The following is a 12,032-nucleotide window of genomic DNA, read 5'->3' as shown; positions in this document are numbered from 1 at the left end:
TCGCCGAGGATCACCCAGGGGAAGCAGCCGACGCCGAACGAGCCTGCCGCCGCGGCCGCGTGCGCGGCGAGCCGCGTCCGTCCCGCGGCGCCGCGGACCAGCCGGTGCAACCCGACGATCAGAACGCCGAGCAGCACGAAGCCGACGAAGAGCAGCGTGTGCCCGACGTTCCGGGCGAGGCCCGGTCCGTGCTCGCCGTCCCGCCCGCCGATCGGCCGGAACACGCCGTACGGCAACAGGAGGACCGGTGCGGCGGCGGCGCAGACGCGGATGCCGGTGGGTACGAGGGCCATGGTGTCGAGGTCGCATGCGGCGGGCCTTCGGGGCGTGAGGGACGTCCCGCGCCGGGCCCGTCGCGGCCCTCGGGGTCGTGTCACGGGCCACACGCGCACCGGCAGTGGTGCGACGGTTCCCTCCGGACCCGTTCGGCCGGATGGTCCGCACTCTTGACTCCGTACGCGCCAGTGGCGATCCTCTGCCCATATCTTGCACTGGCCATGACAACTCCGTCGTCGGAGGGGCGTGCGCAATGACCACGTATCGCAGACGGCGCCGCGTCGCCGTCGTACCGCTGCTCCTCCTCGTGCTGGCCGCGGCCTTCGGCCCCACGCCCAGTTCCGCGGCCGGCGGCGACTGGTGGGAGCCGGCCGCGCGGCCCGCGCCGGACTCCCGGATCGACGTCACCGGCGAACCGTTCAAGGGCACGACCGCCGACGGCGAGGTACGCGGGTTCGTCGACGCGCACAACCACGTCATGTCCAACGAGGCCTTCGGCGGCCGGCTCATCTGCGGCAGGCCGTTCTCCGCGAAGGGGATCGCCGACGCGCTCAAGGACTGCCCCGAGCACTACCCCGACGGCTCCCTCGCCCTCTTCGACTTCATCACCAACGGCGGTGACGGCAGGCACGATCCGGTCGGCTGGCCCACGTTCGAGGACTGGCCCGCGCACGACTCCCTGACCCACCAGCAGAACTACTACGCCTGGATCGAGCGGGCCTGGCGCGGCGGACAGCGCGTGCTGGTGAACGACCTCGTCACCAACGGCGTGATCTGCTCCGTGTACTTCTTCAAGGACCGCGGCTGCGACGAGATGACGTCCATCCGGCTGCAGGCGAAGCTGACGTACGACATGCAGGCCTACATCGACGGGATGTACGGCGGCCCGGGCAAGGGCTGGTTCCGGATCGTCACCGACAGCGCGCGGGCCCGCGAGGTCGTCGAGCAGGGCAAGCTCGCGGTCGTCCTCGGGGTCGAGACCTCGGAACCGTTCGGGTGCAAGCAGATCCTGGACGTCCCGCAGTGCGACAAGGACGACATCGACGCCGGCCTGGACGAGTTGCACGCGCTGGGCGTGCGCAGCATGTTCCTGTGCCACAAGTTCGACAACGCGCTGTGCGGGGTCCGCTTCGACGAGGGCGCGCTCGGCACCGCGATCAACGTCGGGCAGTTCCTGTCGACCGGCACCTTCTGGCGGACGGAGCGGTGCACGGGGCCCCAGCACGACAACCCCATCGGCCGGGTCGCCGCGCCCGGGGCGGAGAAGCGCCTCCCGGCGGGCGTGGAGGTCCCGGCGTACGACGAGGACGCCCGGTGCAACGTCCGCGGGCTCACCGAACTCGGCGAGTACGCCGTGCGCGGCATGATGGAACGCAACATGATGCTCGAGATCGACCACATGAGCGTCAAGGCCACCGGCCGGGTGCTGGACGTCCTCGAGGCCGCGTCGTACCCCGGTGTGATCTCGTCGCACAGCTGGATGGACCTGGACTGGACCGAGCGGGTCTACGGGCTCGGTGGCTTCGTCGCCCAGTACATGCACGGCTCGGAAGGCTTCGTCGCGGAGGCGGACCGCACCCGGGCGCTGCGCGACAAGTACGGCGTGGGCTACGGCTACGGCACGGACATGAACGGCGTCGGCGGCTGGCCGGCCCCGCGCGGGGCGGACGCCCCGAACCCCGTCACGTACCCCTTCCGCAGCGTCGACGGCGGATCCGTCATCGACCGGCAGACCACCGGCGAGCGCACCTGGGACCTGAACACCGACGGAGCCGCGCACTACGGTCTCGTCCCCGACTGGATCGAGGACATCCGGCGCGTCGGCGGGCAGGACGTGGTGGACGACCTCTTCCGGGGCGCGGAGTCCTACCTCGACACCTGGGGAGCCTCCGAGCGGCACCGGGCCGGCGTCAACCTCGCCGAGGGCGCCCCGGCGACGGCCAGTTCGGCGGAGTGGAACCCGTTCACCGACCACGCGCCCGGCCGGGCGGTCGACGGCGACCGGGGCACCCGCTGGGCCAGCGACTGGAGCGACGACCAGTGGCTGCGGATCGACCTCGGTTCCACGCGGCAGGTCGGGCGCGTGACGCTCGACTGGGAGCGGGCCTACGGGAGGTCGTACCGCGTCGACCTCTCCGCCGACGGAACGACCTGGCGGACCGTCTGGTCCACGGCCCTTGGCGACGGCGGCCTGGACACGGCCGCGTTCACCCCCGCACCGGCCCGCCACGTCCGCGTGCAGCTCCTGGCCCGGGGTACCGACTGGGGGTACTCGCTCCGCGAGGTCGGCGTCCACAGCGGGTGACCGCATCACCCGCCCGGCCGGCGTGCCGCCGGTCCGCTCCTCGCACGACATGGTGAAGCCCGCCCGCGCGCCGCGCCACGCAGCGCGGGCAGGACAGCGGGAAACGTGCTCGGTGTGTCGCCCGTCCGGGCATGATCAGGAACCGCCCCTTTCCCCGCGATGCCCTTGCCGGACAGCGGAGTTGACGCTCCGGGCCGTCGGCGGCCCCGGTGGAATCACCTCGTGCGGCCGCGATTCGGGGCGTCACCCAGCAGCTCGCGCACGGCGTTCAGCGCCGCGTCCCGGTCGGCCGGCACCAGTCCGATGCGGGTACGGCGGTCGAGCAGGTCGCTCTCGTCCAGCGCCCCCTCGTGGCGCAGGGCCCACAGCAACTCGGCCCCCGTGACCGGATGTCCGGGCAGCACGGGCTCGCCGAGCCGGGCGTCCCGTACGGCGAGTGCGTGGACGGCCGGTGCCTCGGTGCCGTAGAGCCGGACGAGGCGGTGCGGCGCGGGCAGGGCGGCGAGGACGTGCGGGGGCGCCGCGCCCACGAGCGGCAGGGACGCGGTGACGGAGGGCCCGGCCGGCAGCCGGCGGACGCGGACGGCGGTGTCGACGGCGTCCTGCGCCATGCGCCGGTAGGTGGTGAGCTTGCCGCCGACGACGCTGACGACGCCCTCGGAGGAGATGAACACCGCGTGCCGCCGCGAGATGTCGGCGGTCCTCGGGGCCGCACCGGGCCGGTCCTCGGCGGCGTCCAGCAGCGGGCGCAGTCCGGCGAAGGCCCCGACGACGTCGTCGCGGCGGACCGGGACGTCCAGGACGGAGCACAGGACGTCGAGGAGGAAGCCGATGTCCGTCTCCGGCGCCCGGGGCACGTCGGGGACGGGGCCGTCCACGGGCTCGTCGGTGAGCCCGACGTAGACCCGGCCGTCGTCCTGGGGGAGGACGAGGACGAAGCGGTTGTTCTCCCCGGGGATCGGGATGTGCAGGCCCGCGGGCAGGGGGCCGAGGCAGGAGGGGCGCAGCACGAGGTGGGTTCCGCGGGACGGCCGTATCCGGATGCCGTCGACGAGGCCGCCGGCCCAGACACCGGAGGCGTTGATCACCGCGCGGGCGCGGATCTCGCCCTCCTCGCCGGTGAGTTCGTCGCGGACCCGGGCGCCGGACCCGGTCAGCTCCAGGGCGCGGACCCGGGTCAGGACGCGTGCGCCGCGTGCGGCGGCCGTGCGGGCGAGGGCGGTCACCAGACGGGCGTCGTCGGTGAGCCGGCCGTCCCAGGACAGCAGGCCGCCCCGCAGTCCGTCGGCCCGCAGGGCGGGGGCCAGATGGCGGGTCTCCACCGCGGAGAGCCGGCGCGGCGGAGGCAGGGTGCCCCGGGCCGTGCGGGCGGCCAGGCGCAGGGTGTCGCCGGCCCGGAACCCGGCGCGGGCCAGGGCGGCCTGACCGCGGGAGACCAGCGGGGTGAGGGGCAGCACGAACGGCTGGGCGCGGACCAGGTGGGGTGCGGTGCGCTCCATCAGCACGCCGCGTTCGACCGCGCTCTCGTGGGCGACGCCGAGCCGGCCGGAGGCGAGGTAGCGCAGCCCGCCGTGGACGAGCTTGCTGCTGAAGCGGGAGGTGCCGAAGGCCAGGTCGTGGGCGTCGACGGCCACCACGCCCAGCCCGCGCGCCGCGGCGTCGAGAGCCACCCCGGCACCCGTGGCGCCGAGACCGACGACCAGCACGTCGACGACGGGGCCGCCCACGGAATCGGTCAGTTCACGCGCGCGCCGGTCGGCGGACAGGGAGGAGCGGGACGGGGCGGGGGCCGGTCCGCCGAGGGGGGTCATGGCGTGAGGGTCCTCTCCAGGAGGTCGCGCAGCTCGGTGAGGAAGGCCTCGGAGGTGAGGTCGGGGTCGTCCTCGTCGGTCATGGTCCGCAGGGACAGGGCGAAGGACTGGACGACCAGCAGCACCGACCGGGCCTGCCGCACGGGAGGGGCGGAGCGCACCGAACCGTCGGCATGTCCCTCGCGCAGGGCCTCGGCCAGCAGTTCCAGCAGGGCTTCCTGGCTCGCCCCGCGACGGTCCAGGACATAGGGGAGGAGCAGTTCGGGGTCCACGTCGAGGATCTTCCGGAACAGCGGATGCGCGCGCAGGGCGCGCACCGCCGCCACCAGTCCGTCGACGGCCACGTCCCGCGTGGTCCGCCCCGGCCGGCGCTCGGGCATGGCCCCGGTGGCCACACCGATCCACTCCCGGGTCATCAGGTCCCCGACCAGCGACCGCACGTCGGGCCACCGCCGGTACAGCGTCATCCGGGAGACCCCGGCGCGGCGGGCCACGTCGGTCAGCGTGGTGCGGCGGACACCGACGGCCAGGACGCAGTCGCGCACCGCGTCGAGCACCGCGTCGAGCACCGCGTCGTTGTCCGAACCGCCGGCGCCGTCGGAGCCCTGGGAACCGTTGTGACGAATAGGCGTCATGTGTCACAGTGTAACGCCACGTGCGGCCGTCGGGTGACGGCATCGCTCATTCCGACCGGTGAGGACGACAGCCATGGACATGCTGTGGAGCGGCTGGGGCGACCCGGCCGAGGCGACGCCGCTGCCCGACACGGTGATCGGGCTGTTGCGCGACCTGCTCGGCGTCAGGCCGCGCGAGACCGGGCCCGTCGCCCTGGAGGACCTGTCCGTCCCCGAGGACCGGCCGGCCCCCGCCGCGCACCGTGCCCTGGTCACCGCCCTGGGCGACGAGGCGTACGTGCGCACCGACGCGGAGACGCGGATCCGGCACACGCGCGGCAAGTCCACCCCCGACCTGCTGCGCATACGGGAAGGCGACGTCACCGACGTCCCGGCGGCCGTCCTGCTGCCCGCCGGCCACGACGAGGTGCTCGCCGTGCTGCGCGTGTGCGCCGAACACGACCTGTCCGTCGTGCCGTTCGGCGGCGGCACCTCCGTCGTCGGCGGCCTCGCACCCGAGCGGCGCGGCGCCTTCGTCGCCCTGGACCTGCGGCGCATGGACGGCCTGCTCGCCCTCGACCCGGTCTCCCGCACCGCCACCCTGCAACCCGGCCTGCGCGCCCCGCGGGCGGAGGCGCTGCTCGCCGAACACGGGTTCACCCTCGGTCACTTCCCCCAGTCCTACGAGTGGGCCACCATCGGCGGTTTCGCCGCCACCCGCTCCAGCGGCCAGGCGTCCGCGGGCCACGGCCGCTTCGACGAGATGGTGCTCTCCCTCACCCTCGCCACCCCCGAGGGCACCCTCGACACCGGCCGCGCCCCGCGCTCGGCCGCCGGACCCGACCTGCGCCAGCTCGTCCTGGGATCGGAGGGGGCCTTCGGCGTCATCACGTCGGTGACGGTGCGCGTCCGCCCCGTCCCGCAGACCCGTCGCTACGAGGGCTGGCACTTCCCCTCGTTCGAGGAGGGCGCCGCCGCACTGCGCCGGCTCGCCCAGGACGGACCGCGTCCGACCGTACTGCGCCTGTCGGACGAGACCGAGACGCTGATCGGCCTGGCGCAGCCCGACGCGATCGGCTCCGGCCCGCAGACGTCCGCCGGCTGCCTGGCCATCGCCGGGTACGAGGGCACGGACGAGGACACCGCGTACCGCGGGGAACGCGCCGCGGCCGTGCTGCGCGAGAGCGGCGGCACGCCCCTGGGCGAGGAGCCGGGCCGGCGCTGGGTCCACGGCCGCTACTCGGCCCCGTATCTGCGCGACGCGCTCCTGGACGCCGGGGCGTTCGCCGAGACGCTGGAGACGGCGGCGTTCTGGTCCCGCGTCCCCGAGCTGTACGCCTCCGTCCGCGACGCGCTCACCGCCACCCTGACCGAGGCCGGCACCCCGCCCCTGGTGATGTGCCACATCTCCCACGTCTACGAGAACGGCGCCTCGCTGTACTTCACCGTGGTCTCGGCCCGGGGCGAGGACCCGGTGGCGCACTGGGCACGCGCCAAGCACGCCGCCAACGAGGCGATCCTCGCCGCCGGCGGCACCATCAGCCACCACCACGGGGTCGGCACCGACCACCGGGACTGGTACGTCCGCGAGGCGGGCCCGCTGGGCGTCGCCGCCCTGCGCGCGGTGAAACGGCGACTGGACCCGGCCGGACTGCTCAACCCGGGCGTCCTCCTGCCCGCCGACTGAACCGCACCCCCGCCGGCCCAGCGCCCGTCCCCCTTCCGTCGGCCCGCCCCGGAGGCACAACACCGATGCGCCAGTTCACCGCCGTCGTCAACCCCACCGCGGGCGGAGCCACCGCAGCGGCCGCGCTGCTCGCCCTGGCCCGGCACCTCCGCGAGGCGGGGGCCGGCCTGCGGACCGAGTACAGCCGCAGCCTGGCCCACGCGCGGGAACTGGCCCGCGACGCCGGGCGAGAAGGGCGTGTCGTCCTCGCCGTCGGCGGCGACGGCATCGCGGGAGGCGTCGGCGGCGCCCTCAGCGGAACCGGTGCGACGCTCGGCCTCGTTCCGGCGGGCCGCGGCAACGACTTCGCCCGCGCACTGGGGCTGCCCGGGGACCCGGCCGCACTGGCCCGGATCCTGCTCGACCACGCGCCTCGGCCCGTCGACACCATCGAGGTCGAATCGGCCGTCCACGACCGCGTCGTCGTCCTCGGCAGCGTGTACGCCGGCGTGGACGCGCTCGCCAACCGGCACGCCAACCGGTCCGGGCTGCTGCGGGGTTCCGCGTCCTACTACGCGGGCGGACTGCGGGCCGTCACCACCTGGCGGGCGGCGCGCTACCGGGTCACCGTCGACGGCGAGGAACACCCGCACACCGGCTACACGGTGGTGGCCGCCAACTCCGGCTACTACGGCTCCGGCCGCGTCATCGCGCCCGACGCGCGGGTGGACGACGGCCTGCTGGACGTCGTCATGATCCGGCAGGCGCCCCGGCGGCTGTTCTTCGCCCTGATGGACGAACTCCGGACCGGCGCCCATGTGCACCGGCCCCAGGTGCGGATCCTGCGGGGCCGGGAGATCCGCATCGCGGCCGACCGCGACGTCCCCTACGGCGCCGACGGCGAGGTCGAGGCCGTCCTCCCGGTGACGGCCCGGGTCCTGCCCGGAGCACTGCGCGTGCTGTGCTGACCCGGTCGCCGGACCGGGCGCCGCGGTGAGGACGGTGCGCAACTCGGGAGTCACCCGCCGTTACCGGACACGTCTCAAGACTGGACCGGTTCGTTCTCTGGAATTGTTCGTGTCTGGGGCGCTAGTTTCTGCCCATGACCGCATCCCGGCCGCCGACCACCGCCGAGGAGCTGCGCGGCGCCGGCCTGCGCGTGACGGCCGCCCGCATCGCCCTGCTCGACACCGTCCGGCGGGGCGACCACCTCGGAGTCGAGGCGATCGTCCGCGGAGTGCGCGAGCGCATCGGTCACGTCTCGGTGCAGGCGGTGTACGAGGGCCTGCACGCGCTCACCGCGGCGGGACTCGTACGCCGTGTCGAACCGGCCGGCAGCCCGGCCCGGTACGAGGGCCGGGTGGGGGACAACCACCACCACCTCGTGTGCCGGTCGTGCGGTGCCGTCGCCGACGTGGACTGCGCGGTCGGCCGGGCGCCCTGCCTGACCGCGCCGGACGGCCACGGCTTCGCGGTCGACGAGGCCGAGGTCATCTACTGGGGCCTGTGCCCCGGCTGCTCCAGCGCCACCAGTTCCTGAGCACGTGATCCACCTAGTTCGGAAGGAATCCCATGTCCGAGAACCACGAGGCAATCGTCACCGACCCGAAGACGGACGGTGAAGGCGGCTGCCCCGTCGCCCACGGGCGCGCCCTGCACCCGACGCAGGGGGGCGGCAACCGCCAGTGGTGGCCGGAACGGCTCAACCTGAAGATCCTCGCGAAGAACCCGCCGGTGGCCAACCCGCTCGGTGAGGACTTCGACTACGCCGAGGCCTTCAAGTCGCTCGACCTGCCCGCCGTCAAGCGGGACATCGCCGAGGTGCTCACGACCTCCCAGGACTGGTGGCCGGCCGACTTCGGCCACTACGGCCCGTTCATCATCCGCATGGCCTGGCACAGCGCGGGCACCTACCGCATCAGCGACGGCCGCGGCGGCGCCGGCTCCGGCCAGCAGCGCTTCGCCCCGCTCAACAGCTGGCCGGACAACGCCAACCTCGACAAGGCCCGCCGCCTGCTGTGGCCGGTGAAGAAGAAGTACGGCCAGAGCCTGTCCTGGGCCGACCTGCTGATCCTCGCCGGCAACGTGGCGCTGGAGTCCATGGGCTTCAAGACCTTCGGCTTCGCCGGCGGCCGCGAGGACGCGTGGGAGCCGGAGGAGGACGTCTACTGGGGCCCGGAGACCACCTGGCTCGGCGACGAGCGCTACACCGGCGACCGTGAACTGGAGAACCCGCTCGGCGCGGTCCAGATGGGCCTGATCTACGTCAACCCCGAGGGCCCCAACGGCAACCCCGACCCGATCGCCGCGGCCCGCGACATCCGCGAGACGTTCCGCCGCATGGCGATGAACGACGAGGAGACCGTCGCCCTGATCGCCGGCGGCCACACCTTCGGCAAGACCCACGGCGCCGGCCCCGCCGACCACGTCGGCCCCGACCCCGAGGCCGCCTCCATGGAGGAGCAGGGCCTCGGCTGGAAGAACACCTACGGCACCGGCAAGGGCGCCGACACCATCACCTCCGGCCTCGAGGTGACCTGGACCACCACGCCCACCCGGTGGAGCAACGGCTTCTTCAAGAACCTCTTCGAGTACGAGTACGAACTGACGGAGTCCCCGGCCGGCGCCAAGCAGTGGGTCGCCAAGGACGCCCCGGAGATCATCCCCGACGCGCACGACCCGTCGAAGAAGCACCGCCCGATGATGCTCACCACCGACCTGTCGCTGCGCTTCGACCCGGTCTACGAGCAGATCTCCCGCCGCTTCTACGAGGACCCCGACGCGTTCGCCGACGCCTTCGCCCGCGCCTGGTACAAGCTGACCCACCGCGACATGGGCCCGAAGTCGCTGCTCCTCGGCCCGGAGGTCCCGGAGGAGACCCTGCTGTGGCAGGACCCGCTGCCGGAGGCCGAGGGCGAGGTCATCGACGCCGGGGACGTCGCGGCACTCAAGGCCAGGCTCCTCGACTCCGGCCTGAGCGTCTCCGACCTGGTCGGCACCGCCTGGGCGTCCGCGTCCACCTTCCGCGGCAGCGACAAGCGCGGCGGTGCCAACGGCGCCCGCATCCGCCTGGAGCCGCAGCGCGACTGGGAGGTCAACGACCCGAACCGGCTCTCCACGGTGCTGCGCACCCTGGAGAGCGTCCGGCGGGACTTCAACGGCACCAGCCCGCGCAAGGTCTCCCTGGCCGACCTGATCGTGCTCGGCGGCTGCGCGGCCGTCGAGAAGGCCGCCAAGGACGCCGGGTACGACATCGAGGTGCCGTTCGCCCCGGGCCGGGTCGACGCGACCGAGGAGCACACCGACGTCGAGTCGTTCGCCGCGCTGGAGCCGACGGCCGACGGCTTCCGCAACTACCACGGCAAGGGCAACCGGCTGCCCGCCGAGTACCTGCTGCTCGACCGCGCCAACCTGCTGACCCTGAGCGCCCCGGAGATGACCGTCCTCGTCGGCGGTCTGCGCGTCCTGGGCGCCACCCACCAGCAGTCGCAGAACGGCGTGTTCACCGAGACGCCGGGCCGCCTGACGAACGACTTCTTCGTCAACCTGCTCGACCTGGGCACGACGTGGAGGGCGACCTCGGAGGACCGGACCGTGTTCGAGGGCCGGGACGCGGCCACCGGCGAGATCAAGTGGACCGGCACCCGCGCCGACCTGGTCTTCGGTTCCAACTCCGAGCTGCGGGCCCTGGCCGAGGTGTACGCGAGCGACGACGCGGGGGAGAAGTTCGTGCGCGACTTCGTCAAGGCCTGGGACAAGGTCATGAACCTCGACCGGTTCGACCTCGTCTGATCTCTCCACCCCGACCGATCCGCACGGCGTCCGGGCCGGCCCCACGGGCCGGCCCGGACGTGCGAGCCCCCGCCGACGCCCGCACGGCACGGGCAGGGCAGCCGCCAACTCCTGTTCCGCGCACGGGAAAAAGCGAGATGATCTTTCGCTGGTGGCTTACCCGGCCGTGTCGTCGTGACGTTGTCGGTGCGGGGTTGCACAATGATCGGAAAAAGAGATCAACACCGGCGCCTCGCTGGGTAGACGGTCTCGAGTCCCGGCTCCGGAAAGGTACTGCTGATGCTCTCCACCGTCGACCAGGCGAACGCCCTCGTCGTCCTCCCGACCGCGCGCCGCCGACGCCCCCGGACGGCCGCCGAACCGGGCGCGGCCGCCACCGGAGGCGCGAGGACCGCCACGGCCGTCAGTCCGCCCGGTGCCCCCATGGGCCGGGCCCGCGGAGGACCGTCGGCGACCGTGCTCCGGACCGCCCCCTCCCGTCCGCGCGCCTCGCTCGGTCCCGACCGCGTCGACGTGCTGCGCATCGTCTCCGACCCCCGCACCCCCACCTACGTCACCGTGTACGCGAACGGCCGCCGCCGGTACAGCTACTGGCGCCCGATCGACCCCGCCACCGGCAGGGGAGGCGGCTACGCCGCCCTGCCCACCGCCGAATGCGACGAGCTGTACGCGGCCGGGCGGCTCGTGCTCGGGGAGCCCGTCGTGGACCCCAACCGGACGACGTACCGGGTCCGCCCGGCCGTCCGCGTCCAGCCGCCCGCGTCGATACGCGTGGCGAGGGAGCGCAGGCGCGCGGCGTGACCCGGACGGGCATCGCGACGGTGTCCGTCCCCCGTCGGCGGCACGGCACCGCCGTTCGGCTGTGCCGCATCCGGACGTGGGGCTCCCGGTAGACGCCCTGATCGGCGCAGCGGTCGATCCGGAGCAGGCTGAGTCCCTCCGGGATCACGTAGTCACCCGACTCGGGGAAGGCCATCCCGGTCCAGCGCTCCCACTCGGCGACGGTGCCGGTCATGGTCTGCGACGCGGGAGCGGCCGACAGCATCTCGGCACCGAGACGCTGATGCGTCCGGATCCAGGGGGCGAGAGCCGTCCCGTCCTCGCGGCTCCACCTCATGAAGGTCTCGACCGGCGTCAGCGGGTACCGCGCCCTCATCGTCGGCCGGACCGGGGCGACGACCCGGGCCAGGCCTGCGTCACCGGCCGTCCGACGCAGGGCCCTGAGGGTCTCTCCCGCCAGGCCGCGTCCCTCGAGCGACGGGGTGACGATCGCGCCGCAGATCACCAGGATGTCGGCCGCCACCCGCCGCTCACGGCCCTCGACGGCATAGACGAGGGCGTCGGCGTAGCCCGTGGGGAGCGTCTCGCGACTGCCGTCCCAGCGGATCGGAACGCCCCAGCCCGAGGCGACCGGCACTTCGTTCTCGTCCACCAGTGTGAGGTTCGGATCGGCGAACCACTCCCCGACCCGGCCCATGTACTCCTTCACCAGCCGGTCGGCCGTGACGAACTCGGGGAAACCCTCGCCGAAGAGCTCCTTCAGCTGCTCATCCGGCCAGGTGCGCGCA

The 12,032-nt window shown here is 73.7% G+C and carries 8 protein-coding genes and 1 pseudogene; 6 read left to right on the top strand and 3 right to left on the bottom strand.

Annotation, left to right across the window (positions count from 1 at the left end; genetic code table 11):
- Positions 1-293 (bottom strand): annotated as a pseudogene (locus RIM90_RS00155) (hypothetical protein); the annotation flags it as partial.
- A gap of 236 nt (positions 294-529) precedes the next feature.
- On the opposite strand from RIM90_RS00155, the gene RIM90_RS00150 reads away from it, so the two are divergent.
- Complete coding sequence (locus RIM90_RS00150; protein ID WP_309058397.1) at positions 530-2,581, top strand: discoidin domain-containing protein; 2,052 nt, start codon at positions 530-532, stop codon at positions 2,579-2,581.
- A 215-nt stretch (positions 2,582-2,796) separates the two neighbouring features.
- On the opposite strand, the gene RIM90_RS00145 is transcribed toward RIM90_RS00150, so the two are convergent.
- Positions 2,797-4,392 (bottom strand): glycerol-3-phosphate dehydrogenase/oxidase, encoded by a 1,596-nt coding sequence (locus RIM90_RS00145; RefSeq protein WP_309058396.1) that lies wholly within the window; start codon positions 4,390-4,392, stop codon positions 2,797-2,799.
- Positions 4,389-5,027, bottom strand: coding sequence for a TetR/AcrR family transcriptional regulator (locus tag RIM90_RS00140; protein ID WP_309058395.1), 639 nt, complete (start codon positions 5,025-5,027; stop codon positions 4,389-4,391). Before RIM90_RS00140 ends, RIM90_RS00145 begins: the two co-directional genes overlap by 4 nt.
- 73 nt (positions 5,028-5,100) lie before the next feature.
- On the opposite strand from RIM90_RS00140, the gene RIM90_RS00135 reads away from it, so the two are divergent.
- From RIM90_RS00135 to RIM90_RS00115, 5 genes are all read left to right on the top strand, one after another.
- Positions 5,101-6,693 (top strand): FAD-binding oxidoreductase, encoded by a 1,593-nt coding sequence (locus tag RIM90_RS00135; RefSeq protein ID WP_309058394.1) that lies wholly within the window; start codon positions 5,101-5,103, stop codon positions 6,691-6,693.
- A 65-nt stretch (positions 6,694-6,758) separates the two neighbouring features.
- Entirely contained in the window at positions 6,759-7,640 is an 882-nt protein-coding gene (locus RIM90_RS00130; protein WP_309058393.1) for a YegS/Rv2252/BmrU family lipid kinase, read from the top strand.
- A gap of 134 nt (positions 7,641-7,774) precedes the next feature.
- Positions 7,775-8,212 (top strand): Fur family transcriptional regulator, encoded by a 438-nt coding sequence (locus RIM90_RS00125; protein WP_309058392.1) that lies wholly within the window; start codon positions 7,775-7,777, stop codon positions 8,210-8,212.
- A gap of 32 nt (positions 8,213-8,244) precedes the next feature.
- Positions 8,245-10,464, top strand: a complete 2,220-nt coding sequence (katG, locus tag RIM90_RS00120) for a catalase/peroxidase HPI (protein WP_309058391.1) — start codon at positions 8,245-8,247, stop codon at positions 10,462-10,464.
- 279 nt (positions 10,465-10,743) lie between these two features.
- Positions 10,744-11,265 (top strand): hypothetical protein, encoded by a 522-nt coding sequence (locus RIM90_RS00115; RefSeq protein ID WP_309058390.1) that lies wholly within the window; start codon positions 10,744-10,746, stop codon positions 11,263-11,265.
- The last annotated feature ends 767 nt before the right edge of the window (positions 11,266-12,032 follow it).

Origin of the sequence: Streptomyces sp. (genome assembly GCF_031181555.1) — a bacterium.
GTDB lineage: Bacteria > Actinomycetota > Actinomycetes > Streptomycetales > Streptomycetaceae > Streptomyces > Streptomyces fimbriatus.
The sequence above is the reverse complement of the archived record's forward strand: the minus strand, read 5'-3'. Positions and strand labels throughout refer to the sequence as shown.

Excerpts from the sequence above, each read along its gene's own strand:
- RIM90_RS00150 (WP_309058397.1), top strand. The coding sequence starts at position 530 with ATGACCACGTATCGCAGACGGCGCCGCGTCGCCGTCGTACCGCTGCTC.
- RIM90_RS00145 (WP_309058396.1), bottom strand. The coding sequence starts at position 4,392 with ATGACCCCCCTCGGCGGACCGGCCCCCGCCCCGTCCCGCTCCTCCCTG.
- RIM90_RS00140 (WP_309058395.1), bottom strand. The coding sequence starts at position 5,027 with ATGACGCCTATTCGTCACAACGGTTCCCAGGGCTCCGACGGCGCCGGC.
- RIM90_RS00135 (WP_309058394.1), top strand. The coding sequence starts at position 5,101 with ATGGACATGCTGTGGAGCGGCTGGGGCGACCCGGCCGAGGCGACGCCG.
- RIM90_RS00130 (WP_309058393.1), top strand. The coding sequence starts at position 6,759 with ATGCGCCAGTTCACCGCCGTCGTCAACCCCACCGCGGGCGGAGCCACC.
- RIM90_RS00125 (WP_309058392.1), top strand. The coding sequence starts at position 7,775 with ATGACCGCATCCCGGCCGCCGACCACCGCCGAGGAGCTGCGCGGCGCC.
- katG (WP_309058391.1), top strand. The coding sequence starts at position 8,245 with ATGTCCGAGAACCACGAGGCAATCGTCACCGACCCGAAGACGGACGGT.
- RIM90_RS00115 (WP_309058390.1), top strand. The coding sequence starts at position 10,744 with ATGCTCTCCACCGTCGACCAGGCGAACGCCCTCGTCGTCCTCCCGACC.